This window comes from Mycolicibacterium doricum, from assembly GCF_010728155.1.
In the GTDB taxonomy this organism is placed as follows: Bacteria; Actinomycetota; Actinomycetes; order Mycobacteriales; family Mycobacteriaceae; genus Mycobacterium; species Mycobacterium doricum.
Genome location: NZ_AP022605.1, coordinates 3,650,849 through 3,674,881, shown reverse-complemented (window position 1 = coordinate 3,674,881; position 24,033 = coordinate 3,650,849). Strand labels below are relative to the sequence as shown.

Below are 24,033 nucleotides of genomic sequence, written 5' to 3'. Positions count from 1 at the left end.
TGTGTCACAGCTCAGCTTCACCGGCGGCAACCGCGTCGTTAGTCTTGGGCAAGCACTCACGACGGGGAGTATGCACATGAGGTACCGACTGATGCCGTACGTCACTCTGGAGGTCGACGACCGCCTGCGTAGAGAGGTCCGGTCCTTCGGTGAACACCTGCGGGTAACCGTGCGCGCCTACCTGCTGAGCGCCGCTGACGACGTCGACACGGCCGGAGAACGGGTCCGCGGGATGTGCGACAAGGCGGTCAACAGGGTGGACACCGTGGTGGCGTCGATGAACGACAAGATCGCTCCATCCTCGGCTGCGCGGCACTCCGGCCGCGAGGCCATCTAGCTCGATGGCGGCGCCAGCGGTACCGCTGGCGCAGACGGAAGAGGCCCTCGGCGCCGGTGACCGCCACGGTGATCACGGGTTCGCAATACCCGGCCCCCGCCGATAGGGCCGAACTTGCGCACTGCCTCTACGGTGGTGGGTGCTGTCTGTCGTCAGCACCGTTCCGCTACGCAAAGGGGTGTCCGGCTTGGTGGGCCATGGGTTTGCGGTGTCCTTCGCCTTGCTTGCGGCGATCTTCATGGCGATCGGCATCGTGATCCGCCAGCGCGCCACACTCGATGTGCCGCCCGAGAAGGGCATCAGCACGGTCATGCTGATGACGCTGCTGCGCCGGCCGGTGTGGTGGGTGGGCACCGGGGCCGCGGTGGCGGGATTCATCTTCCAGGCCCTCGCGCTGGGATACGGGTCGCTACTGCTGGTGCAGCCGGTGCTGGTCTCGGCCCTGCTGTTCGCCCTGCCGCTGAGCGCGCGCCTCGCCGGCCGCCGCGTGAGCCGCGCCGAGTGGATGTGGGCGTTGTTGCTGACGGCAGCATTGACCGTGTTCGTCGCCTTGGCCAAGTCCACCGCCGGCGACTACGACATCCCCGTCGCACTGACGGTGATCGTGGTCGCGGTCTGTGTCGGCGTCGTGCTCGCGTGCGTGCTGATCGCGGTGCGTGCCAGCAACTGGCGGCGCGCGGTGATGCTCGCGGCGGGGGTCGGGGTGCTGTTCGGACTCGTCGCAGTGCTCACCAAGATCGTCATGCACATGATCACCGAGGGGCAGGTCCGCACGGCGCTGACCACCCCGGCGCTCTACCTGCTGGTGCTGCTCGGCGTCGGTGCGACGCTGCTGCAGCAGTCAGCTTTCCACGCCGGATCCCTGCAGACGTCAGTTCCGACGATGCTGGTGCTCGAGCCCGTGGTCGCCGTCGTCCTCGGCGCCATCGTCCTCAACGAGCACATGCAGATCAGCGCACTGGAACCGATCGCGCTCGGTGCCGCCGCCGCCGCGATGATCGCCGCGACGGTCGCGCTCGGCCGCGATGAAGGCGCCTACGAGGAAAAGCTCGAAGCCGAGCTCGCCGAACGGGTGGCCTGACCCGAGACGTCGGCGAGGGCGGCGAGCAGTTAACTCAGCTGTCGGGCCAGCTTGGCGACAGCGCCGCGGTGATGCCGCCAGCACGTCGGGGCGCGGTCCAGGCGGCCGTGCAACAGCAGCGCCTCCACCAGCCTGGTCTTCCCGCCCCCGGACGGGCCGACCAATGTGATGTTGCGGGACGGGGCGGCGTGGTTTGGGCGGCGTGGGTTTGGGCGGCGTGGGTTTGGACGGCGTGGGTTTGGACGGCGTGCGTTTGGACACTGTACGTGCGGGGAATTCGCGATCGGACGGGGGCCCGAGCCGCGCGGCAGCGCGGTGGGGGGTGAATGCAAATCGCACAAGCGTAAGGGGCCAGCATGAATCTGAAGAAGCTCGCAGCGACAGCAACGATGACAGGTGCGCTGGGCTTCGCGGCTGTCGGACTGGGCGCCGGTACGGCGCAGGCCGATCCACACTGTTGGTGGGTTCCCGATCCACTTCAGGGCCCGGGGCCGGGCTGCCTGGCGCCGCCCGGACACCTCAATCACGTTTCCGATGTCCCACCTGGACACTGGAAAGTCAAACCCGGCAAGGTCAACCACTGGTAAATCGCTCATCGGACGGCAACGTGGTCTGCTTCCATCGACCACCCGACCGACCACCCGACCGGGACTGCGCCACGAGGACGAGCACCGTCGCCGGACCGTCGCGGACGCCGAAGCCGTGAGCAATTCGCAGCCACATCACGCCTGCCACGACGACCACCGCCGCACCTCGACGCTGATCACCGGCCCGTCGAGGGCGAGGCGCTGATACTGCGGATACTTCTGCCGCAACGCTCCGTACCCGGTCGCCATCTGGTCGCCGCTGTGATGCACCGTGGCGACCCCGTCCGCTCGCACCCACCACAGCTGACTCCAGTCGTCGGAGTAGTTGTCGGCGATGAGGCACACTCGGGGATCGGCGTCGATGTTGGCCAACCGCCGCAACCGCTGGGTTGACTTCCGTTTGGCGTCCACCGCCGTGTACACCGTCTCCCGGTGCACGGCGAACACGACCGGCACGAGATGCGGTGTTCCGTCGGGGTTGATCGTGGCCAGCGCCGCCGCACGGGCGGCGGCGAACATTTCGACCGCGTCGAATCCGGACATGCCGTCAGCGTATTGGCCGGCCGCGGGGCCGTGAGTCAATCCGGCTCGCGCGGATTGTTCGGTTTACGGATGGCCGGGCTCTTCGTCACACCGATCTCAGGCTTCTTCCTCTGGCTCGGACGCTGCGTCTGCCGCCACGTCGGTCCGGTTTCGGCCGGTAGCTGCACCGACGGCGGTGGTGGCGGTGGAGGGGGAGGCGGCGGTGGTGGTTCGCGCGTGCGCGACGGTGCCGGCGCCACCGTCGATGACGGGGTCGGGTCAACGGTTGACTCCTCGTCCGCGCCGCCTCCGCGGCCAACGAGGAGTAACAGCACCGCGGACACCACGAGGGCGACGGCGGCCAGCGCGACGATCACGAGTGCCGTCACCGCCTGCCGGGTTCGGTACCACGGCGGCGGCGGGCGGCGGAAGGTCCACGTGTTGGCGTCGAACGCATCGAAGGTGTTGGCGTCGAACGCATCGAAGCGGTCCTCAGGCATGGGCACGTGCGGGGGCTCCACGTGCTGCGGCTCGACGTATCGGGGTGCGTCGGCATACTCCGCGACAGTCGGCTGGTAGACCTCGACATAGTCCTGATCAACGTCATAGTCCTGATCAACGTCATAGTCGGGATCAACCCCCGCGTCGTCCGGTCCGGCGCGCGCACCCCCCAAAAGGGGCGGTTCATCCCAGCGATAGTCGAAGTCCTTTGGGGCTTCGCGTTCGGCCACGCCCCAGATGCTATCCCGCGCCACCAGCACAAACGCGCGGGCACGGTAGCGTGGGTGGTCTTGATCAACGTACCCCGCCTGATCCGCCTGGCCACGGGAGTGTTCTGACGCCCGTTCGGATCGGTTCACCGCGTCACCGAGGAGTGGTAACCGCCGTCCAATCGCGGTGCTTCCTGACCATCGGAAGATTCGGCAATGGGCACTTTGCGCCTGCTGGCAGATTGAGAAGGCGAACTCGACGTCATCGCGCTGCCCCTGGACTGGGCCAACTACGGCGCGATCGAAAGTAGGTAGCGCGGCGGACCCCTGCCTTCAGGCGTGGGGGTGAGCGCGTCAAGTTCCTGCTTTGGGTGGCCACTGCGCGGGTACGGTTCCGGCGTGTTGAAACATTAGATGGTTGATCGCTGTCTAATGTTGTCGGGTGTGGGTGTTACGTTGCGGACGAACGCGAATATCGCGTTCCGGTGCGCCTATCACGTTGTCTGGTGCCCGAAATACAGACGCAAGGTGATCGGCGGGCGGATGGAGCAGCGGCTCAAGGACATCATCGTCGAGGTGATCGAGGAGAAGGGGGCATGGTTGATCGAGATGGAGACCATGCCTGACCACGTGCATCTGCTGGTGGAGGTCGACCCGCAGTTGGGGGTTCACAAGCTGGTGAAGGCCATCAAGGGCAGGTCCTCGCGGCTGCTGCGGCAGGAGTTCCCGTGGCTGAAATCGCGGTTGCCGACATTGTGGACGAATTCGTATTTCGTGGCGACGGTGGGTGGGGCACCGTTGTCGGTGATCAACCGCTACGTCGAGTCGCAGAAGGATCGTTGAGATCGTGGTGACGGGGCGGCGGTTTCGGGTGGAGTTCACCGACGCGCAGGCGGTGTTCGCCGAGCAGATCGGGGCAGTGTGTCGGGCGGTGTGGAACACCGGGTTGGAGCAGCGCGGTGAATACCGCCGCCGCGGGGCGTGGATGAACTACGGGCCCCAGGCCAAAGAGTTGGCCGAAGCCAAGACTGAGCATTCGTGGCTCAGAGACGTTTCGGGGCACTGCCTGCAGCAGACACTGATGGATCTGGATAAGGCGTGCCGTGAGCAGGGGACGTTTCGGGTGCATTGGCGTTCGGGTCGGCGGTGGGCGCCGTCGTTCCGGTTCCCCGAGGGCAACAAGATGGTGGTGGAGAAGCTCAGCCGCAAACATGCGCGGGTGAAGCTGCCCAAGCTTGGGTGGGTGAAATTCCGGGCGTCACGCAGCCTGCAGGGGGAAACCGTCCGCTCGGCCACCCTGTCGCGGGACGGTGCGCACTGGTTCGTGTCGTTGCTCGTCGACGACGGGATCGCGGCCCCGGCAGAGCACGCCGCCCCGGGGACCGCGGTGGGGGTGGATCGTGGTGTGGTGGTGGCGGTGGCCACCAGCGACGGTGAGCTGGCTGACCGGGAGTTCGTCACGACCGGTGAACGCCGCCGCCTGGTAGCGCTGCAACGCAGGCTGTCCCGCGCGGCCAAGGGGTCGGCAAACCGCACCAAGACCCGGCGGGCTCTGGCGAAGTTGCGGGCCACTGAGCGGCACCGCCGCCAGGATTTCTGCGTCCAGACCGCGCACCGCCTGGCCCAGTCGAACGCAGTCGTGGTGCTCGAAGATCTCAAGACCCGCAACATGACGCGCCGTGCTGCTCGGGTCGAAGATCCCGGCAACGCCGGGGCGTTCCTGCCGAACGGCGCGTCGAGTAAATCAGGTTTGAATCGGGCTGTACTGGGGAAAGGATGGTATCGGTTCGAGCAAGCGTTGATGTCTGTGTCGCGTTATACCGGGACACAGGTGATCAAGGTTCCGGCGGCCTTCACGTCGCAACGGTGTCCGGTGTGTGGGCATGTTGACCCGAAATCCCGTGAGAGCCAAGCGGTGTTTCGGTGCACAAACTGCCCGCACGGGCCCGTACACGCTGATGTGAACGCCGCCAAGAATGTATTGGCCGCAGGGCTTGCGGTCACCGCCTGCCGAGAAACCACAGCGCCTGCGGGTGTTGCGGTGACGTCGACGCAGGAACCAGCAGGAAACCGCGAGGAATTACTGCTCCAACCCGTCTAACAGGTTGGAATCCCCCGACTTTCAGCCGTGGGGAGGAACGTCAACCCGCCACGTCCTCGAAGAAGAAGAAGTACGGCCGCTCACCGTCGGGATGGAGCCGACCCTGGTGCTCGTCAGACTGCTTCGATCGGTTCGATCCCGAGATCCCGGTAGGTCACCAGCGCCGCGAACGGGACGCCCCGCTCGGCGAACAGCGCTGCCGCGACGTCACCGCGGTCGACCATCGGGATGACGCCGCTCACCACCGCGCCAGCTGCGACCACCCGGTCGAATGCCAGCGCCGTCGAGCCGCCGGTGCTGATCACGTCGTCGACGAGCAGCACCCGCATACCGGGTGCGATGCGCGTGCCCTCGATCCACTGTTCGCGCCCGCGCTGCTTCTGTTCCTTGCGGACCGAAAACCAGGCCGCTCCGGTGACCATCGCCACGCCGTGGGCGAGCGGATCGGCCCCCATTGTCAACCCGCCGACGGCCTCGAACTCGATGCCGGTCCGGGCGGCCAGATCCGCGACGGCGCGGCTCACGATCGTCAGCCGTTCCCCGTTGTCGACGGCGTATTTGCCGTCGATGTAGTCGTGGCTGAGTTGACCGCTGGCAAGGCGGAACGGCTCCTCACGGTGCTCGTACCCGCGCGTGCGGATCAACTCGAACGCCGCATGCCAGGATTCCGGACGGTCGCTCGGCGCAGACATACCGCAGATCGTATGCGACGCGTCTCACCCCCGGCGGGCCCGCTGCGTCAACTCCACGGCGGCAGAGCGCAGTTCGGCAGGCGAACTCAGCGGCGCGGCATAGCCTACCCGGGTGTAGGCGATGCCGCGTTCGGTTTCGAGCCGAAGATCGAGTCCGTAGCGATCCGCCCGGGTGCACGACGCGGTGGTCGCGTCCAGATAGCCGCCGAGTACCCGCGCCATCGCCAACAGCGACTCGGCGTGGTCGGCGTTGAGGTGCGCGACCGCTCCCGCGGCCTGAAGCGCCACCGGATCGGCTTCGGCGGCAGAATAATCCGCGCCGCTGCACGAACCCATCCGGCCGTAGCCGCCGACCCAACGGACACGCCGAACGCGCAGCACCCACACGGTGAAGTCGCTGTAGTCGATGTAGTACTTCGCCGCCGGCACCGCGGCCAGGTGCGCCTCCCGAGCCGCGTGGGGCTCGTCCCCGATGGGCCGCTCGACCACCCCGGCCAGCGTTACCCGGCCGTTGGAGAGCGGATCGGATGCCGAGGACGGCGCGACGATCGCGACGCTCGCCCGCGGATCAGCGGCCAGGTTGCGGCCGTGCTCGGCGAGGTCCGACACGCACAGCACCGGGGCGCCGTCGAGCAGCCCGTAGGTGACGAACGACGCCCACGGGTCCCCGTCGGCCGTCAGTGTGGCCAGCGTGGCGGTGTTGGCCGAGGCCGCGATTGTCCGGGACTCCTCGGCGGCTGACGGTCGTACGGCGTCGGCAGCGGGGCGCAGCGGCGGAGGCACCGACGGCGCACCGCCGGGGTCGCCGTGATCGCGGTTGGCCACTTCGGCACCATACCGCTGCGCCGCGGTCGCGCGGCGGCCCGCACTGGGCCACGATTCAGGTACCACGACGATGGGTAGGACTGAGGACCGATGGACCACAGCAGCGGCTCACCCGCCCACCCCGATCACGACCCGGCGGAGGGCAGCCATGTCGAGGGCGGCCTCGTCGAGCATCCGAACGCCGACGACTTCGGCCACGCGCGGCTGGTCCCGCAGGACCGGACCTGGTTCAAGCGTGCGGTGTTCTACGAGGTGTTGGTGCGGGCGTTCCACGACTCGGACGCCGACGGCTCCGGCGATCTGCGGGGGCTGACCGAACGGCTGGACTACCTGCAGTGGCTCGGCGTCGACTGTCTGTGGCTGCCGCCGTTCTACGATTCGCCGCTGCGCGACGGTGGATACGACATCCGCGACTTCTACAAGGTGCTCCCCGAATTCGGTACCGTCGACGACTTCGTCGCGCTGCTCGACGCCGCGCACCGCCGCGGCATCCGGGTCATCACCGACCTGGTGATGAACCACACGTCCGACTCGCACCCGTGGTTCCAGGAGTCGCGCCGCGACCCCGACGGCCCTTACGGCGACTTCTACGTGTGGAGCGACACCAGCGAAAAGTACGCCGATGCCCGGATCATCTTCGTCGACACCGAGGAATCGAACTGGACCTTCGACCCGGTGCGACGCCAGTTCTACTGGCACCGGTTCTTCTCTCACCAACCAGATCTGAACTACGACAACCGCGCCGTGCAGGAAGCGATGCTCGACGTGCTGCGCTTCTGGCTCGACCTGGGGATCGACGGCTTCCGGCTCGACGCCGTGCCGTACCTGTTCGAACGCGAGGGCACCAACTGCGAGAACCTGCCCGAGACGCACGCGTTCCTGCGGCACTGCCGCAAGGTGATCGACGACGAGTACCCAGGCCGGGTGCTACTCGCCGAGGCCAACCAGTGGCCGGCGGATGTGGTCGAGTATTTCGGCGATCCGGACACCGGCGGCGACGAGTGCCATATGGCCTTCCACTTCCCGCTGATGCCTAGGATTTTCATGGCTGTCCGGCGTGAGTCACGTTTCCCGATATCCGAGATCCTCGCGCAGACGCCGGAGATCCCGGACATGGCGCAGTGGGGCATCTTCCTGCGCAACCACGACGAGTTGACGCTCGAGATGGTCACCGACGAAGAGCGCGACTACATGTACGCCGAGTACGCCAAAGACCCACGGATGAAAGCGAATGTCGGGATCCGGCGCCGCCTGGCCCCCCTACTGGAGAACGACCGCAACCAGATCGAGTTGTTCACCGCGCTGCTGCTGTCGTTGCCCGGGTCGCCGGTGCTGTACTACGGCGACGAGATCGGGATGGGCGACATCATCTGGCTGGGTGACCGCGACGGTGTCCGCACCCCGATGCAGTGGACGCCCGATCGCAACGCCGGCTTCTCGAAGGCCACGCCCGGCCGCCTGTACCTGCCGCCCAACCAGGACGCGATCTACGGTTACCAGGCGGTGAATGTGGAAGCGCAGCGGGACAGTTCGAATTCGCTGCTGAACTGGACGAAGACCATGCTCGCCGTGAGAAGACGCCACGACGCGTTCGCCATCGGGACGTTCCGCGAACTCGGCGGGTCGAACCCGTCGGTGCTGGCGTTCGTACGGGAGACAAGCGGCAGCGAAACGGTGCTCTGCGTGAACAACCTGTCCCGGTTTCCGCAGCCCATCGAGCTCAACCTGCAGCAGTGGAACCGCTTCACTCCGGTCGAGATGACCGGATACGTCGACTTCCCGAGCATCGGGGCACTGCCCTACCTGCTGACTCTGCCCGGCCACGGGTTCTATTGGTTCGAGCTTCGCGCCCCCGACCCCGAGCCCGAAGGAGTGCAGCCATGAACCTTCCCTTCGACGACTGGCTACCGCAACAGCGGTGGTACGGTGGCCGCAGTCGCCAATTCGTCTCTGCCACGGCGGATGTGGTGGTCCCGCTACGCGACGACATCGACCTGGTGCTGCTCAGGGTCGACTACGCCGAAGGCACACCGGAGCGCTACCAGATCCTCGTACGTTGGGATTCGGCGCCGATCGACGAGTACAGTGCGGTCGCCCGGATCGGCAGAGACACGGCGCCCGACGGCGACCGCACTGGCTACGACGCGTTGTACGACCCCGCGGCGGCGCACTTCCTCCTGACGCTGATCGACTCCTCGGCGCAGGTCGGTGACATCCGGTTCGTGAAGGAGCCGGAGGTGACGCTGCCGCTGCAGGCCGCGCCGCGGGTGTCCAGCGCCGAGCAGAGCAATACCAGCGTCATTTTCGACCAGGACGCAATCCTCAAGGTGTTCCGGCGTATCGCCCCCGGCATCAACCCCGATATCGAGTTGAACCGGGCGCTTGCCCGAGCGGGCAACCCGCATGTCGCGCGGCTGCTCGGCTCGTTCGAGACCACGTTCGACGGGGAGCCGTATGCGCTCGGCATGGTGACCGAGTTCGCGGCCAACTCGGCCGAGGGCTGGGACATGGCGCTCACCAGCACTCGCGACCTGTTCGCCGAAGGCGACCTCTACGCCGACGAGGTGGGCGGCGACTTCGCGGGGGAGTCGCACCGCCTCGGTGAGGCGGTGGCGTCGGTGCACGCGACGCTGGCCGCCGAACTTGGCGCGTCGTCGGTGCCGTTTCCGCTCGACACCGTGCTGGAGAGGCTGCGGTCGGTGGCCGACGCGGTAGCCGAACTGCAGCCGCACGCCGCCCTGATCGAGGAGCGATACCGCAAACTCGCCGGCCAGGAGATCACCGTCCACCGGGTGCACGGCGACCTGCATCTCGGGCAGGTGCTGCGAACCACGGAGGGCTGGCTGCTGATCGACTTCGAGGGCGAACCGGGCCAACCGCTCGACGAACGCCGCCGGCCCGACTCCCCGATGCGCGACGTCGCGGGCATGCTGCGGTCCTACGAATACGCCGCCTATCAACGGTTGATCGAACGCGGCGGCGACGCCGCGCACGACAAACAGCTCGCTGCCCGGGCCAGGGAATGGGTCGACCGCAACGTCAGCTCGTTCTGCGACGGGTACGCCGCCGCCTCGGGCACCGATCCGCGCGGCGACGCCGAATTGCTGGCCGCCTACGAACTCGACAAGGCGGTCTACGAGGTCGGCTACGAGGCGCGGTACCGGCCCAGCTGGCTGCCGATCCCGATGAAGTCCATCCTGCGGATCGTCGGGGCGTGAACGCCTGGCTCAGCACCCCCGAAGTGTGCCCGCCGAGATCGACGAAATGCCGCCGCCTTCTCGCACCTCTGCGCCCGTTTGTTCGTTTCGGCGCTGGAGCAACTAGAGGGTGACCACCTCGTAGTCGCTCAGCCCGCCCATCAGCACGTGCAGCTGGTCCTGCGCCGACCCGAGCGTCTGTTCGATCGCGGTCAGCCGCGCGGCGTAGTGGCCGACCGGATACTCCGCGGTGACACCGATACCGCCGTGCAGCTGGATGGCCTCCTGGGCGATGTGCCGACCCGAGCGGCCGATCTGCAGCTTCGCGCGGGCGGCGATCGCCGGGTCGAAGTCACCGTCGGCTATCGACATGGCCGCGTAGTACGCCATACTGCGGGCCAACTCCAGCGAGACGTACATGTCGGCGGCCCGCTGCGTCAGCGTCTGGAACTTGCTGAGCGTGACGCCGAACTGCTTGCGGCTCTTGAGGTAGTCGGTCGTCAAGCGCAGCGCTTCCTCCATCGCGCCCAGCGCTTCGGCGCACAGCGCCGACTGCAGCCGCACCAGGGCCCGAGAGATCGCGTCGGTGGCGTCCCCGCCGGCACCCAGCGGCGTGGCGGTCACCCCGTCGAGGTCGATCTCGGCTCCGCGCTGACCGTCGAAGGTCCGGAACGGTTTCCGGGAGACCGCGGTGCCCTCGACCACGAACAGACCCGTCCCGCCGTCGGCCAGGGCGGCGCTGACGATCAGCGTGTCGGCGCTGTCACCGGCGATCACCGGATTCTTGCGCCCGGTGAGCGTCCAGGAATCCCCCTGCTGCTCAGCGGTGGTTGAGAGCTTGCCGCCGACGCCACGCATACCGGGTTCGGTATGGGCGAAGGCGAGCAGGTGCTGACCGGCGCCGACCGCGTCGAGCAGCTGCTTCTGTTTGTCGCTGCCGACCTCGGCGATCAGGGCGCCGGGTCCCAGCGCCGCGGAGAGCACCGGTTCGGGCGCCAGCCGCCGACCGATCTCGGTGGCGACCACCATGATCTCGAGCTGCCCGCCGGCGTCCTCCTCGAAGCCGAGGCCGAGGATGCCGATCTCGGCGAGCTGGTTCCACACGTCGCGGCTCCAGCCGAGCTCGGAGTCGACGACCTTGAGCCGTGTCTCGATGTCGTAGGTGCGTGCCAGCACCTCGCGGCTGGTGTCGCGGAGCAGTTCCTGCTCGTCGGTGAAGTCGAAATCCATGACTACCTCACAATCCGAGAATGGTCGACGCGATGATGGTGCGCTGGACCTCGTTGCTGCCGCCGTAGATCGACGTCTTGCGGTAGTTGAGGTACGTCGGCGCGCTGTGGCGGGCCCACTCGGGCGACGCGAGATCGGCTCCGGCGTCGAAGGGGAGCACGTCGGGACCGGCGACCTCGACGAGGAGCTCGGTGGCCAGCTGCTGGAGCTGGCTGCCGCGAAGCTTGAGCACCGACGATGCGGGATTGGGCTTGCCGTCCACCGAGCCGGACGCCACCCGCATCTGGGTCAGCTCGAGTGCGAGCACGTCGTTCTCCGCTTCGGCGAGCCGGGCGGCGAAAAGTGGATCGTCGAGTAGCCCGGACTCCTTGGCACGGGCCTTGACGTCGGCCAGTTTGACCTTGGTGCGGCCCACCTGGGTGATGCCGGTGCGCTCGTTGCCGAGCAAGAACTTGGCGTAGCTCCAACCCTGGTTTTCCTCGCCGACGAGCTGGTCGGCGGGCACCCGGACGTCTTCGAAGAAGACCTCGTTCACCTCGAAGCTGCCGTCGACGAGTTTGATCGGGCGCAGCGTGATGCCCGGGGTGTTCATGTCCATCAGCAGGAACGAGATACCGGCCTGCTTCTTCGGTGCGTTCGGGTCGGTGCGCACGAGGCAGAAGATCCAGTCGGCGTACTGGCCCAGCGTCGTCCACGTCTTCTGGCCGTTGACGACGTAGGTGTCGCCGTCGCGGATGGCCGTCGTGCGCAGAGACGCCAGGTCGGAGCCTGCCTCCGGTTCTGAGAAGCCCTGGCACCACCAGATGTCCAGCGCCGCCGTCGGCGGCAGGAACCGCTCTTTGATGGCCTGGGAACCGAACTCCGCGATCACCGGACCGACCATCTTGGAGTTGAAGGTCAGCGGCTCCGGGACGCATGCCAGCTGCATCTCGTCGAGCCAGATCTGGTGCTGGACGGGCGTCCAGTCCTTACCGCCCCACTCGACCGGCCAGTTCGGCACGGCGAGTCCGTGGTCGTTGAGGATCTTGTGCGTGGTGATGATGTCGTCTCTGTCGACCTCACCGCCCTGCCGGGACCGTTCCCGGATCTCGGCGGGGATCTCGGTGCGGTAGAAGGACCGAAGCTCGTCGCGAAAGGCGGCTTCCTCTTCGGTCAGCGCCAGCTGCATGTTTGACTCCCTGATCGGTGACTGAGGGCCTGAATTCACCCTAACTCACCGGTTGGTCAGGTCAGCTGCCGGTCAGGATGAATACCGGTCGCGACTCTCGGCGGGGGTCGGTGTCGACGTCGGCGATGGAACGCAAGCGCCCGTGGTCGTCGCATCAGGTTTAGTGCCCAGGGCGGCGGGGCAACCGGCCCCACGTGAGCGACAACGACGACCTTCAGTCCGCCAACGACGTCGACGGCCCCGGCGACACCCTGCGGCCAACGGAGGGGCTCGACCCTGACGACGTCCGCAACGACGACGGCGACAACGTCGTCGACCCGCCCGACGACTGGGCCGAAGCCGACCGCTCGTATCAGCTGCCGCGTGGTGAAGTGGGCGGTGGCGAATCGCTCGACGAGAAGCTCGCCGCCGAGGTGCCCGATAGCGCGGCGGAGGCCCCACCCGCCGACGACTCAGCGCCGGCGGGTGAGGTGGAACCCAGACCAGAAGACCAGATCGACAACATCACGCCGGACCATCACGGCACCGACGCCGGTCAGGTCAGCGGCACCCCAGAGGACGGTGACTCGTTCTTCACCGTCGTGGAGTGACTCCCGCTTAGGGCTCGTTGACCGCCTGCAACACCAGCACCGAGCGGTCCGCGACCTGGATCTTGGCGCCCGCAGTCACCGACTCGCGGACGTCATTGTCGTCTGCGGTGTTGATCACCGGCAGCCACGCCCGGCCGAATTCCGGTGCCGGCGTGACGAATTCGAGCGGCTCATGGTAGGCGTTGAAGCACAGCAGGAACGAGTCGTCGGTGACCCGGTGACCGCGGACGTCGAGATCGGGGATTCCCTCGCCGTTGAGGTACACCGCGATCGACTTGGCGAAGCCGCTCTCCCAGTCCTCGTCGGTCATCTCCGCCCCGTCAGGGGCGAACCAGGCGATGTCTGGTAGGCCCGGCGCGCCGCGCTGGCGCACCGGCCGGCCGGAGAAGAACCGGCGCCTGCGGAACACCGGGTGGGCGGCACGCAGCTCCGAGACCTTCTGGGTGAACGCCATCAAATCGGTGTCGGCGGTCGACCAGTCGATCCAGGACAGTTCGTTGTCCTGGCAGTAGACGTTGTTGTTGCCCTGCTGGGTGCGACCGAGTTCGTCACCGTGGCAGATCATCGGCACGCCCTGACTGAGCAGCAGCGTGGTCAGGAAGTTGCGCTGCTGACGGCTGCGCAGCGCGGTGACCTCAGGATCGTCCGTCGGCCCCTCCACACCGCAGTTCCACGACCGGTTGTGACTCTCCCCGTCCTTGTTGTCCTCGCCGTTGGCCTCGTTGTGTTTCTCGTTGTAGGACACCAGGTCGCGCAGCGTGAAACCGTCGTGGGCGGTGACGAAGTTGATCGAGGCGACAGGCCGTCGCGCGGTTTGCTCGTAGAGGTCCGACGACCCGGTGAGCCGGGACGCGAACTCGTCGAGTGTGGCCGATTCGCCGCGCCAGTAGTCACGCACGGTGTCGCGGTACTTGCCGTTCCACTCCGTCCACTGCGGAGGGAAGTTGCCGACCTGGTATCCGCCGGGCCCGACGTCCCACGGTTCGGCGATCAGCTTGACCTGACTGACCGTCGGGTCTTGCTGTACGAGCTCGAAAAACGTGGCCAGCCGGTCGACGTCGTAGAACTCACGGGCCAGCGTGGAGGCGAGGTCGAACCGGAAACCGTCGACGTGCATCTCGGTCACCCAGTACCGCAGTGAATCCATGATCAGCTGCAGGGCATGCGGATGGCCGACGTTGAGGCTGTTGCCGGTGCCGGTGTAGTCCATGTAATAGCGCTTGTCGTCGTCGACGAGCCGGTAGTAGGCGGCGTTGTCGATGCCCCGGAAGGACAGCGTCGGGCCCATGTGGTTGCCTTCGGCGGTGTGGTTGTAGACCACGTCGAGAATGACCTCGATCCCCGCCTCGTGCAGGGTGCGCACCATTGCCTTGAACTCCTGCACCTGCCCACCGGGCGTGGTGCTCGAGCTGTACTTCGGATCCGGTGCCAGGAACCCGATCGTGTTGTAGCCCCAGTAGTTCGAAAGCCCCTTCTCCAGCAGCGTCGAGTCGTTGGCGAAGTGGTGCACCGGCATCAGTTCGATCGCGTTGACGCCGAGCGCCCTGAAGTGCTCGATGATCACGGGGTGGGCCACCGCGGAGTAGGTTCCGCGGATCTGTTCGGGGATGTCCGGATGGGTCTGCGTCAGTCCCTTGACGTGTGCCTCGTAGATCACGGTGTCGGCGTATTCGTGTTTGGGCGGACGGTCCACCCCCCAGTCGAAGTACGGGTTGATCACCACCGACTTCGGCATGTTGGCCGCCGAGTCGTCGTCGTTGCGGCTGTCCGGATCGCCGAAGTTGTAGCCGAACAACGGCTGGCCCCAGTCGAAGGTGCCGTCGATGGCCTTCGCGTACGGGTCGAGCAGCAGCTTGTTCGGGTTGCACCGCTGGCCGTTGGGCGGATCGTACGGGCCGTGCACGCGGTAGCCGTAGCGCTGACCCGGCTCGATGTTCGGGATGAACCCGTGCCAGACGAATCCGTCGACCTCGGGCAGGGTGACAGACGCCGTCTGCCCGCCGTCGGCGTCGAACAGGCATAGCTCCACTCGCTCGGCGGCTTCGCTGAACAGGGCGAAGTTGGTGCCGAAGCCGTCATACGTCGCCCCGAGAGGATAGGCCTTGCCTGGCCATAATTCGGGGACGATGTTCGGGTTGGGGGCTGCGGCCAATGTGCACGCTCCTGGGGGTCGGTTCACGGACGGGGGCGACGTTACGGGGCGATCGGCGTGGGACAACACGGCCGGGCCCTTGGCGGCGTCGCAGAGATATACCCACTTCCGGACTTCTCAACGGCCTGCCGGGTCACCCTGGCTGCGCCACGTTCAGACCACGGCGACGCCGGCGCCGCGCAGCGCCTCGACCGCCTCGGCGGTCGAATCCTCGGCGACCCCCGCGGTGAGGTCGAGCAGCACTCGTGTGGTGAAACCGGCCGCCGCGGCGTCGGCCGCGGTGGCGCGGACGCAGTAGTCGGTGGCGATCCCGACGACGTCGACCTCGTCGACGCCCCGCTCGCGCAGCCAGTCGCTCAGCGGCGTTCCCGCGGCGTCCCTGCCTTCGAACCCGCTGTAGGCCGCGGAGTGCTCACCCTTGGTGAAGACCGCCTCGAGCGGCGACGGGTCGAGGTCGGGGTGGAACTGGGCTCCCTCGGTGCCCACGACACAGTGGCGCGGCCACGACATGCGGTAGTCCGGCGTGTCGGAGAAGTGCTCGCCGGGGTCGATGTGGAAGTCCTTGGTCGCCAGGACGTGGTGATACCCGGTGCCCGACGTGGTGTCGTTGGCTGCGAGCAGGTCGCTGATGCGCCGGGCGACGGCGGCCCCGCCGGTCACGGCCAGCGAGCCGCCTTCGCAGAAGTCGTTCTGGACGTCGACGACGATGAGCGCGCGCATAGTGTCACGGTAGCGCCGCGCGGCCGGTCACACACCTGCCGCGTGCACCCGGTGGTGCACCGTCAGCAGCAGGTGGTCGAACGCCGAGCGTGGCGGCAGCGTTTCCTCGTAATACAGGGCGGTGACGTCGGCGAGCAGCCGTTCGGCGAAGGTGCGCAGCTTCACCCCGGCTTCGGCGGCGCGCCACTTGAGCAGCTCGAAGGCAGCGACCGCGTCGACGCGGTAGACCAGCATGAGCATTCCTTTGGCGCGTTCGATCGACGCACGGTGCTCGACCATCGCCGCCGCGGTGGCGGCCGCCATCTCGCGGGTTGAATCGTCCAGACGGCTCGTAGTCACGTCGACGTAGAAACCCTGTGTGCCGACGATGTCCCCGGTGTCGTCGAACATGCGGTCGGCGATTACCACCACGTCGTGGATGCGTTTCTCGGTGTCGATGATCCGGTGACGGGCGCTGAAGGTGCGGCGGGTGCGCCGGATGTCGTCGAGCGTTGCCGCCACCGAGACGTAGTCGTCGGGGTGCTTGTGGGCGAGCACCAGTTCAGTGGTGGGAGTGACGGTTCCTGGCTGGTATCCGTGCATGTGGTGCACCTGGTCCGACCACTCCCAGCGGCCGTCCGCGAAGTGGTAACGGAACCATCCGACGTTCTGGGGCGACCCACCGGCCAGTGCCCGCTCCAGTGACTCTTCGGGGGGCACTGTGCCAGAGTAACCCGCCGGGTGTGACCTCACCCGCCGAATAGCGAATAGAAGGTACAAACCCAAGAATGTGTAGTCGACCATGACGAGCATCATCGCGAGCTGTCCGGTGATCTCGTGCGCCGACGGCAGCAGCTTGAGCGCGCGGTCGTGCGCGGCGACGACACCTGCCATGTGGCCGGCCACCACGAACGCCACCTTGACCGTCGCCAGCCGCGCTGCAGCGGATCGGCCAGCAGGCGTCGAGTAGCCGAACAGTGCTGCGCCGGTGCCCTGGTCGCGGTTCTGTGTGGTCTCGCACTGACTCTGCAGACCGCGGCCGCACATCCAGCAGGTCCCGCAGGAGATGTTGAACGGAATCACCACGCGGTCACCGACCTGGAGGTCACCGGTCTCGGCGCCCACCCCTCTCGACCACACCCATGGCCTTGTGGCCGATGATGTCGCCGGGGTTCATGAACGCGGTCAGCACTTCGTACAGGTGCAGGTCGGACCCGCAGATGTTGGTGCCGGTGACACGGATGATGGCGTCGGTCGGCTCTTTGATCACCGGGTCCGGCACGTTATCCACGGAAACCTTGCGACGTCCCTGCCAAGTCACTGCATGCATTCTCCTCGAGGCCGATTTCTCCGAACGAGCGTGCCGGTCAAACGAGTGCCGGGTCAAACGCGTGCCGTTGCATCTCGCTGGTGCCCGATTCCGAGCGCCTGCGCGGCGACCATGGGCGGGTCCGCTCGAAGGTCCCCAGCGCTCAGTCCAGCATCGTCTCGGCCGGCTACGACAACGACGACCGCGTCCTCTACGTCGCCGTGCGACCGCGAGGGGCACACGGGCGGCGGAGTGACCACCTCCAACGAATCGAACGTATGATCGATCAGTGGGCGATTTGCAGGCGATCGGCTACAACGGGCAGCCGGTGCCGCCGGCGTTCCGGCGGGTCGACCCTCCCGTCGCCGTGCTCGTCGACCTCGCGGTGCTGTTCCCCCGCGAGCCGCACCGGCACGGCGGCTACAGCCCGGCCGGACTGCAGATGCACGCCGTCGTGGAGGGGCGACTGACGTGCTGGGGGATGTGCGAGCAGGGCTACTGGTGGGGCTTGGTGACCTATGACATCGCCTATGGCGCCCACCGCAAATCGGTCACCCACTGGGTGCCCGCGTGGGTGCTCAAGCGGCAGACGGACCCGCGTTGACGGCTTCGTCGATGCGGCGCTGCGCCTCCCCCGGGGAGATGCGCAGGCGCTGGGCCAGCACCTCGGCCGAGGTTCGGGCGCCGAACCGGAGGGGGCGACCCGAGGTCACGAGCCGTCCCGTCAATCGACGCTCCACCTCCTGTACGCGCTCGCGCAGCCGGCCGAGCCGGATCAGCACCGCCTGGGCCTCCGTCCGGCTCATCCCGGCCACCGGCAGCCCGCCGAGGCGCGCGGACAATGTTTCGACGGTGTCCATCGTGTCCATGACCTGATCCCGTGTCGAACTCATGTTCGACATGTTAGCGCTGGGGTGTGACAACTGCGGCGCTGTGATAGTCAGGCGCAAGTGCACGCGTTGCGTCTCCTAGCGCGTCAAACTATAGTCTGGACACATGTCCAGAAGGTTCGGAGTCTCTGCGTGACGCGATTCGACCAGACCAGCCTGGCCCGGCCGGTCCGCCTCGAAGCCATCTGAGTATGCGCATTGCGCTGTTGTCCTACCGCAGCAAGACGCACTGCGGCGGCCAAGGTGTCTATGTCCGTCATCTCAGTCGGGGACTCGTCGAGCTGGGTCACGACGTCGAAGTGTTCTCCGGCCAACCCTATCCCGAGGGGCTCCACCCGCGGGTCCAGCTGACCAAGGTGCCCAGCCTCGACCTCTATCGTGAGCCCGATCCATTCCGGGTGCCCCGACCCAGCGAGATCCACGACCGGATCGACCTGCAGGAGCTGTTGACCACCTGGACCGCGGGGTTTCCCGAGCCCAAGACCTTCACCCTGCGGGTGGCGCGCATTCTCTCCGAGCGGCGCGCCGACTTCGACGTAGTCCACGACAACCAGAGCCTCGGCACCGGCCTGCTGCAGATCGCCGCGATGGGGCTGCCGGTGGTGGCCACCGTCCACCATCCGATCACCCGGGACAAGGTGGTCGACGTCGCGGCCGCCCGCTGGTGGCGTAAGCCGCTGGTGCGCCGCTGGTACGAATTCGCCGAGATGCAGAAGCAGGTCGCCCGCCAGATCCCGGAACTGCTCACCGTCTCGTCGTCCTCGGCCACTGACATCGCGGAGGACTTCGGCGTCTCGCCAGGGCAGTTGCACGTCATACCGCTCGGGGTGAACACCGAACTGTTCCGGCCCGCGGACAACCGGGTGCGTGGTCGCGTCATCGCCATCGCGAGTGCCGACGTGCCGCTCAAGGGCATCAGCCATCTGTTGCACGCCGTCGCCCGCCTGCGGGCCGAGCACAACCTCGACGTCCAACTGGTCTCGAAGCTCGAACCCAACGGGCCAACCGAGAAGCTAATCGCCGAACTAGGGATCTCCGACATCGTGCACAGCTCCAGCGGGCTGTCCGACGAGGAGCTGGCCGGGCTGCTGGCCTCAGCAGAGGTGGCCTGCATTCCGTCGCTGTACGAAGGGTTCTCGCTGCCCGCGGTGGAGGCGATGGCCAGCGGGACGCCGATCGTGGCCAGCCGGGCCGGTGCGTTGCCCGAGGTGGTGGGCGACGACGGCGAATGCGCACGCCTGGTGACACCCGGCGACGTGGAGGACCTGACCCGCGCGCTCGGCGAACTCCTCGAATCGCCCGCGCAGCGGCACCGCCTCGGCGTCGCAGGACGGCGTCGGGCACTCGACGTGTTCAGCTGGGCATCGGTTGCCGCACAGACCGTGTCGGTCTACGAGCGGGCGATGGCGACATGCTGACCGTCGACTTCGACCGGCTGGGAATCGGGCCGGGATCCAAGGTGATCGACGTCGGCTGCGGTGCGGGCAGGCACACCTTCGAGGCGTACCGCCGCGGTGCCGACGTCGTCGGCTTCGACCAGAACGCGCAGGATCTCAACGACGTCGAGGAGATCCTGCAGGCGATGAAAGAACAGGGCGAGGCGCCGCCGTCGGCGAAAGCGGAAGTCGTCAAAGGCGACGCGCTCGACCTGCCCTACGCCGACGGCACCTTCGACTGCGTGATCGCCTCGGAGATCCTCGAACACGTACCGCAGGACACCGATGCCATCGCGGAGCTGGTGCGGGTCCTCGAACCCGGTGGCAAACTCGCGATCACGGTGCCCCGCTGGCTGCCGGAACGGATCTGCTGGCTGCTGTCCGACGAGTACCACGCCAACGAGGGCGGCCACGTCCGCATCTACAAGGCCGACGAACTGCGGGGCAAGGTGACCGCACACGGGTTGACGTTCACCCACAGCCACCACGCCCATGCGCTGCACTCGCCGTTCTGGTGGCTCAAATGCGCTGTGGGTACTTCGAAGAACGACCACCCGGCCGTCGCGGCGTACCACAAGCTGCTGGTGTGGGACATGGTCTCGGCGCCCTGGTTGACCCGCCGCGGCGAGCAGCTGCTCGACCCTCTCATCGGTAAGAGTGTCGCTCTCTATTTCGAGAAAGCGGCAGACTGCGGGAAACAGGCGGTCCTGGATGCTCGCCGCTGACCTGCCCGGGATACCCGGCATCTTCAGCCCTGCGCAGTGCAGGCAGACCGCGGAGTCCATTGCCGCCGAGCAGGAGCCGTCGGGGGCCATTCCGTGGTTCACCGGCGGGCACACCGACCCATGGGACCACGTCGAGTCGGCGATGGCGCTGACCGTCGCCGGTCTGCTCGAACCGGCACGTGCTGCGTACGAATGGTGCCGGGTCACCCAGCGTGCCGACGGTTCGTGGCCGATCCAGTTCCGCAAGGGCGTCGTCGAAGACGCCAACAGCGACAGCAACTTCTGTGCCTACATCGCCGCAGGTGTGTGGCATCACCTGCTGATCACCGCAGACCACTCCTTCGCCGAGACGATGTGGCCGGTGGTGGCCAGGGCGATGGACTTCGTGCTCGGCCTGCAGCGGCCCAACGGCGAGATCTCCTGGGCGCAAAGCAAAGCCGGCCCGATCCCGGAGGCATTGCTGACCGGATGCGCCAGCATCCACCACAGCATTCGGTGCGCCCTGGCTCTGGCCGACTACATGGGCGAGCCGCAGCCCGAGTGGGAGGTGGCCGTCGGGCGGCTGGGGCACGCGATCGTCGCGCATCCCGAGTCCTTCGTGCCCAAGGATCGACACGCGATGGAGTGGTACTACCCGGTGCTCTGCGGTGCGCTGCGCGGACCGGCCGCCCGGGCCCGGATCGGAGAACGCTGGGACGATTTCGTGGTGCCCGGCCTGGGCATCCGGTGTGTCGACGACCGTCCCTGGGTCACCGGTGCCGAGACCTGCGAACTGGTGATGGCGCTGGACGCGATCGGCGACCGGGCGCGCGCACACCAGCAGTTCGCCGCCATGCACCATCTGCGCGAGGACGACGGATCGTATTGGACAGGGTTGGTGTTCGCCGACGGTAAGCGCTGGCCCGAGGAGCGGACCACGTGGACCGGCGCCGCCGTCATCCTCGCCGCGGACGCACTCACGGGCGCCACCCCTGGTAGCGGGATCTTCCGCGGCGCGGATCTGCCGCGCGGCCTCGACGACGAATTCGACTGCGCCTGCGCCGTCAGCGACCGCTAGCGGGAGTCCCAACGTCAGGACGGTGCGTCGATCAGTTCCCCCACCGTCTGCGAGGAATCGAGCGGGTGCCGGAGCCGGCCCTTCGGGCTGACCGCATAGCTGTTGCGGCGGCCCACCTCGACTTCTTCCCGCCGGGTTGCCTCCAGAGGGGGCATTACGCCAGCGAACCCGCGTGTCCCGCGGTGCGTTCCAGCACGCGCATGGAACCCGTCGCACCCACCTCGCGGAACGCGCCCGTGGCCAGCGCACGCTGGTAGATGTGGAACGGCGCCTGTCCGCCCTCGTCGGGATTCGGGAACACGTCGTGGATTATCAGCGCACCGCCCGGCTCGACCCACTTGGCCCAGCCGTCGAAGTCGCGCTGGGCGGCCTCCTCGGTGTGTCCGCCGTCGATGAACAACAGCCGCAACGGGCTCCGCCATCCACGTGCCACCACCGGGGAGCGCCCGAGCACGGCGACGACATGGTCGTCTAAGTCGGCCGCGTCGAGGGTGTGCCGCATGGTCGGCAACGTGTCGAACCTTCCCGTGACGGGGTCGACCATCGTGGTGTCGTGGTACTCCCAGCCGGGCTGGTGTTCCTCGGAGCCGTGGTGGTGGTCGATCGTGTAGATCACACCACCGGTCTCCTGCGCCGCCGCGCCGAGCATCAGCGTGGACTTGCCGCAGTACGTACCGATCTCGACGCCGGTGCCGTCGCCCAAATATCGCACCGCGGTGTCGTAGAGGGTGCGACCCTCGTCGGCGGGCATGAAGCCGACGGCCTCGTCGGCGAGGGCGAACAGGCCCGCAACGCGCGGCGGGAGATCGGTGGTGTCGGTCACGTTCATGGCTACCCAACCTAGCCGTTGCTGGTCCTGTGGCGTTGTAGTAGCGTCCGAACACGTGTCCGATCCGGCTCTGGAGTCGACTCGGCGCCGTCTGACCGCGAAACAAGCCGACACCGTCGACCGGCTGGGACGCGCTGCGGTCGACATCCTCAACCGTGACGGCTTCGCCGGTCTGACCGTGCGGCGCGTAGCCGCCGAAGCCGGTGTCGGGGCGGCCACCGCCTACACGTACTTCTCGTCGAAGGAGCACCTCGTCGCGGAGGTGTTCTGGCGCCGGCTGTCCGCGGCGCCCCCGGCCGCGCACGTCTCGGACGACCCCGCCACCCGCGTCGTCGGGGTGTTACGGGACATCGCACTGCTCGTCGCCGACGAGCCGGACTTCGCCGGGGCGGTCACCAACGCTCTGCTGGGGAAGGATCCCGACGTCGAGGTGCTGCGGCAGCGCATCGGACGCGACGTGCGGGACCGCCTGGTGGGCGCACTGGGCGCGCCGGTCGACTTCGACGTGATCGAGGCGCTCGAGCTGCTGTACGTCGGTGCGTTGGTGTGGGCCGGGATGGGCTATTCGTCCTACGACGACATGACTCAGCGGCTGGAGCGCTCGGCCCGCCTGCTGCTGCACTAGCCGCCGAGCAGCGGAATCCGGGGGTTTGCTACTCAGGCCGATAGGCAATCCACACCGCGCCCCGGGGAGAAGACACGCTCCCGCGGGGATCGCTATACGCCCGAAAGCCGCGGGCAGGTCAGCCTGTACGGCAGATCCCGACCGCTGGCCTGGTCAGGTTCGTGCGTCCGCGCGCTTGGGCAGCTTCCAGTCGGGCCGCGGGAAGTGGCAGGTGTACCCCCACGGCATCCGCTCCAGGTAGTCCTGGTGCTCCGGTTCGGCCTCCCAGAATTCACTGGCCGGCGTCACCTCGGTGACCACCTTGCCCGGCCACAGCCTGGACGCGTCGACGTCGGCGATCGTGTCGAGCGCGACGCGCCTCTGCTCCTCGTCGGTGTAGAAGATCGCCGAGCGGTAGCTGGTGCCGACGTCATTGCCCTGACGGTTCTTCGTCGTCGGATCATGGATCTGGAAGAAGAACTCGAGCAGCGCCCGGTAGTCGGTCTTCGCCGGGTCGTAGATGATCTCGATCGCCTCGGCGTGGCCGGGGTGGTTGCGATAGGTCGCGTTGGCGTTCTGTCCACCGGTGTAGCCGACGCGTGTCGACACCACACCGGGCTGCTTGCGAATCAGATCCTGCATGCCCCAGAAGCAGCCGCCGGCCAGGATCGCCTTCTTGAGTTCGGTCATCGCGCTTCCTCCTCGGTGTCGAACAGAGTCTTGTACACCCCATATCCTTGCGCCTCGAGTTCATCGAGGTGGGTGAACCGCAGCGCGGCGGAGTTGATGCAGTACCGCAGCCCGCCCTCGAAACGGGGTCCGTCGGTGAATACGTGGCCGAGCGGGTGAAGCTCGGCCAGCCGCTCCCGCTCTCGAACGTGTCGACGGGGGGCGAACAAGGTGGCTGAATTCTTGTGGTGGCTGGTGCTGTTCTGGCGGCGCTGTGCCACGTGACCTCCTCGTGCGCACCCACTACAACCGTATGCCGGGCCGTGATCTTCCCTGATCGGCGCGCCGCATCCGCGACAAACGCACATGGAGTGGGTGGTCCTAATAGTTCTGGATGTGACGAGCACGGATTGCGCCCGGTTCGCCCAGTCCGAGCTGATGTCGGACTTCGGGACTTTCCAGGAGCAGGTGGATATCACGCTCAGTGAAGGCCACTGTTCCGTTGGTCGGTGAGCCATCGCGCCGCTGATTGGTGGGCCGCTGCTCCGGTGTGGGGCGAGCCGCGTGCGTCTTGGGCTTGGGGTAGTGCCGGTGGGACGGGCCAGCTGGTGGTCCGCCCCACC

The 24,033-nt window shown here is 67.3% G+C and carries 26 protein-coding genes and 1 pseudogene; 12 read left to right on the top strand and 15 right to left on the bottom strand.

Annotation, left to right across the window (positions count from 1 at the left end; translation table 11 throughout):
• Window positions 1-76 precede the first annotated feature (76 nt).
• Both G6N07_RS18015 and G6N07_RS18010 read left to right on the top strand, forming a co-directional pair.
• Window positions 77-337 (top strand): hypothetical protein, encoded by a 261-nt coding sequence (locus tag G6N07_RS18015; RefSeq protein ID WP_085186964.1) that lies wholly within the window; start codon window positions 77-79, stop codon window positions 335-337.
• A gap of 187 nt (window positions 338-524) precedes the next feature.
• On the top strand, window positions 525-1,418 hold the full coding sequence (locus G6N07_RS18010) for a DMT family transporter (protein WP_165756732.1): 894 nt from the start codon (window positions 525-527) through the stop codon (window positions 1,416-1,418).
• Window positions 1,419-2,140: 722 nt separating this feature from the next.
• Here the strand turns inward: G6N07_RS18010 and G6N07_RS18000 are convergent.
• Both G6N07_RS18000 and G6N07_RS17995 read right to left on the bottom strand, forming a co-directional pair.
• Entirely contained in the window at window positions 2,141-2,548 is a 408-nt protein-coding gene (locus tag G6N07_RS18000) for a TIGR03668 family PPOX class F420-dependent oxidoreductase (RefSeq protein ID WP_085186958.1), read from the bottom strand.
• Window positions 2,549-2,583: 35 nt separating this feature from the next.
• Window positions 2,584-3,258: a hypothetical protein gene (locus G6N07_RS17995; RefSeq protein ID WP_085186967.1), complete on the bottom strand. Its 675-nt coding sequence runs from the start codon at window positions 3,256-3,258 to the stop codon at window positions 2,584-2,586.
• A gap of 423 nt (window positions 3,259-3,681) precedes the next feature.
• On the opposite strand from G6N07_RS17995, the gene tnpA reads away from it, so the two are divergent.
• On the top strand, window positions 3,682-4,080 hold the full coding sequence (gene tnpA / locus G6N07_RS17990) for an IS200/IS605 family transposase (RefSeq protein WP_163784256.1): 399 nt from the start codon (window positions 3,682-3,684) through the stop codon (window positions 4,078-4,080).
• Between the two features lie 4 nt (window positions 4,081-4,084).
• A complete protein-coding gene (locus G6N07_RS17985) occupies window positions 4,085-5,338 on the top strand; it encodes an RNA-guided endonuclease InsQ/TnpB family protein (protein WP_163784254.1) in 1,254 nt (417 codons plus the stop codon).
• Between the two features lie 113 nt (window positions 5,339-5,451).
• Here G6N07_RS17985 and G6N07_RS17980 read toward each other — a convergent pair whose 3' ends face one another.
• Window positions 5,452-6,030 carry an orotate phosphoribosyltransferase gene (locus tag G6N07_RS17980; protein ID WP_085188206.1) on the bottom strand — a complete coding sequence of 193 codons (579 nt, stop codon included), beginning with the start codon at window positions 6,028-6,030 and terminating at the stop codon, window positions 5,452-5,454.
• Between the two features lie 24 nt (window positions 6,031-6,054).
• On the bottom strand, window positions 6,055-6,855 hold the full coding sequence (locus tag G6N07_RS17975; protein ID WP_085188210.1) for a HugZ family pyridoxamine 5'-phosphate oxidase: 801 nt from the start codon (window positions 6,853-6,855) through the stop codon (window positions 6,055-6,057).
• Between the two features lie 90 nt (window positions 6,856-6,945).
• On the opposite strand from G6N07_RS17975, the gene treS reads away from it, so the two are divergent.
• Entirely contained in the window at window positions 6,946-8,739 is a 1,794-nt protein-coding gene (treS, locus tag G6N07_RS17970) for a maltose alpha-D-glucosyltransferase (RefSeq protein WP_085188204.1), read from the top strand.
• Window positions 8,736-10,073, top strand: a complete 1,338-nt coding sequence (locus tag G6N07_RS17965) for a maltokinase N-terminal cap-like domain-containing protein (protein ID WP_085188202.1) — start codon at window positions 8,736-8,738, stop codon at window positions 10,071-10,073. The genes treS and G6N07_RS17965 overlap by 4 nt, the downstream gene beginning before the upstream one ends.
• 102 nt (window positions 10,074-10,175) lie before the next feature.
• Here the strand turns inward: G6N07_RS17965 and G6N07_RS17960 are convergent, their stop codons facing one another.
• Both G6N07_RS17960 and G6N07_RS17955 read right to left on the bottom strand, forming a co-directional pair.
• Window positions 10,176-11,282 carry an acyl-CoA dehydrogenase family protein gene (locus tag G6N07_RS17960; RefSeq protein WP_085188200.1) on the bottom strand — a complete coding sequence of 369 codons (1,107 nt, stop codon included), beginning with the start codon at window positions 11,280-11,282 and terminating at the stop codon, window positions 10,176-10,178.
• A 7-nt stretch (window positions 11,283-11,289) separates the two neighbouring features.
• Window positions 11,290-12,450, bottom strand: a complete 1,161-nt coding sequence (locus G6N07_RS17955) for an acyl-CoA dehydrogenase family protein (protein ID WP_085188199.1) — start codon at window positions 12,448-12,450, stop codon at window positions 11,290-11,292.
• Window positions 12,451-12,644: 194 nt separating this feature from the next.
• Between G6N07_RS17955 and G6N07_RS17950 the strand changes: the two genes are divergently transcribed.
• Window positions 12,645-13,040, top strand: a complete 396-nt coding sequence (locus G6N07_RS17950; RefSeq protein ID WP_085188197.1) for a hypothetical protein — start codon at window positions 12,645-12,647, stop codon at window positions 13,038-13,040.
• Between the two features lie 7 nt (window positions 13,041-13,047).
• Here G6N07_RS17950 and glgX read toward each other — a convergent pair whose 3' ends face one another.
• From glgX to G6N07_RS17930, 4 genes and pseudogenes are all read right to left on the bottom strand, one after another.
• Window positions 13,048-15,192, bottom strand: a complete 2,145-nt coding sequence (glgX, locus tag G6N07_RS17945) for a glycogen debranching protein GlgX (RefSeq protein WP_085188195.1) — start codon at window positions 15,190-15,192, stop codon at window positions 13,048-13,050.
• 153 nt (window positions 15,193-15,345) lie between these two features.
• Window positions 15,346-15,912 carry an isochorismatase family protein gene (locus tag G6N07_RS17940; RefSeq protein WP_085188193.1) on the bottom strand — a complete coding sequence of 189 codons (567 nt, stop codon included), beginning with the start codon at window positions 15,910-15,912 and terminating at the stop codon, window positions 15,346-15,348.
• Between the two features lie 27 nt (window positions 15,913-15,939).
• On the bottom strand, window positions 15,940-16,611 hold the full coding sequence (locus G6N07_RS17935) for a PAS and ANTAR domain-containing protein (RefSeq protein WP_085188208.1): 672 nt from the start codon (window positions 16,609-16,611) through the stop codon (window positions 15,940-15,942).
• Window positions 16,612-16,821: 210 nt separating this feature from the next.
• Window positions 16,822-17,221, bottom strand: a pseudogene (locus tag G6N07_RS17930) (alcohol dehydrogenase catalytic domain-containing protein); the annotation flags it as partial.
• A 268-nt stretch (window positions 17,222-17,489) separates the two neighbouring features.
• Here G6N07_RS17930 and G6N07_RS17925 point away from each other — a divergent pair.
• Window positions 17,490-17,804, top strand: coding sequence for a hypothetical protein (locus tag G6N07_RS17925; protein WP_085188191.1), 315 nt, complete (start codon window positions 17,490-17,492; stop codon window positions 17,802-17,804).
• Here the strand turns inward: G6N07_RS17925 and G6N07_RS17920 are convergent.
• Entirely contained in the window at window positions 17,779-18,093 is a 315-nt protein-coding gene (locus tag G6N07_RS17920; RefSeq protein ID WP_085188189.1) for a DUF222 domain-containing protein, read from the bottom strand. The genes G6N07_RS17925 and G6N07_RS17920 overlap by 26 nt on opposite strands.
• A 188-nt stretch (window positions 18,094-18,281) precedes the next feature.
• On the opposite strand from G6N07_RS17920, the gene G6N07_RS17915 reads away from it, so the two are divergent.
• Genes G6N07_RS17915 through G6N07_RS17905 form a run of 3 tightly spaced genes read left to right on the top strand, consistent with a single transcriptional unit; the run spans window position 18,282 to window position 21,308 of the window.
• Complete coding sequence (locus G6N07_RS17915) at window positions 18,282-19,508, top strand: MMP alpha-(1->4)-mannosyltransferase (RefSeq protein ID WP_085188187.1); 1,227 nt, start codon at window positions 18,282-18,284, stop codon at window positions 19,506-19,508.
• Window positions 19,502-20,251 carry a class I SAM-dependent methyltransferase gene (locus G6N07_RS17910; RefSeq protein WP_085188185.1) on the top strand — a complete coding sequence of 250 codons (750 nt, stop codon included), beginning with the start codon at window positions 19,502-19,504 and terminating at the stop codon, window positions 20,249-20,251. Before G6N07_RS17915 ends, G6N07_RS17910 begins: the two co-directional genes overlap by 7 nt.
• A complete protein-coding gene (locus G6N07_RS17905) occupies window positions 20,238-21,308 on the top strand; it encodes an MMP endo-(1,4)-3-O-methyl-alpha-D-mannosidase (protein WP_085188183.1) in 1,071 nt (356 codons plus the stop codon). The genes G6N07_RS17910 and G6N07_RS17905 overlap by 14 nt, the downstream gene beginning before the upstream one ends.
• 14 nt (window positions 21,309-21,322) lie before the next feature.
• On the opposite strand, the gene G6N07_RS17900 is transcribed toward G6N07_RS17905, so the two are convergent.
• Window positions 21,323-21,463, bottom strand: coding sequence for a hypothetical protein (locus G6N07_RS17900; RefSeq protein ID WP_235849548.1), 141 nt, complete (start codon window positions 21,461-21,463; stop codon window positions 21,323-21,325).
• The gene (locus tag G6N07_RS17895; protein WP_085188181.1) at window positions 21,463-22,137 is read right to left on the bottom strand and encodes a class I SAM-dependent methyltransferase; all 675 of its coding nucleotides are present in this window, start codon (window positions 22,135-22,137) and stop codon (window positions 21,463-21,465) included. Before G6N07_RS17895 ends, G6N07_RS17900 begins: the two co-directional genes overlap by 1 nt.
• 55 nt (window positions 22,138-22,192) lie before the next feature.
• On the opposite strand from G6N07_RS17895, the gene G6N07_RS17890 reads away from it, so the two are divergent.
• Window positions 22,193-22,762 (top strand): TetR/AcrR family transcriptional regulator, encoded by a 570-nt coding sequence (locus G6N07_RS17890; protein WP_085188179.1) that lies wholly within the window; start codon window positions 22,193-22,195, stop codon window positions 22,760-22,762.
• 153 nt (window positions 22,763-22,915) lie between these two features.
• On the opposite strand, the gene msrA is transcribed toward G6N07_RS17890, so the two are convergent.
• Together msrA and G6N07_RS17880 are read right to left on the bottom strand one after the other, a co-directional pair.
• Window positions 22,916-23,431, bottom strand: coding sequence for a peptide-methionine (S)-S-oxide reductase MsrA (gene msrA / locus G6N07_RS17885; RefSeq protein WP_085188177.1), 516 nt, complete (start codon window positions 23,429-23,431; stop codon window positions 22,916-22,918).
• Entirely contained in the window at window positions 23,428-23,691 is a 264-nt protein-coding gene (locus G6N07_RS17880; protein WP_165756745.1) for a peptide-methionine (R)-S-oxide reductase, read from the bottom strand. The genes msrA and G6N07_RS17880 overlap by 4 nt, the downstream gene beginning before the upstream one ends.
• Window positions 23,692-24,033 lie beyond the last annotated feature (342 nt).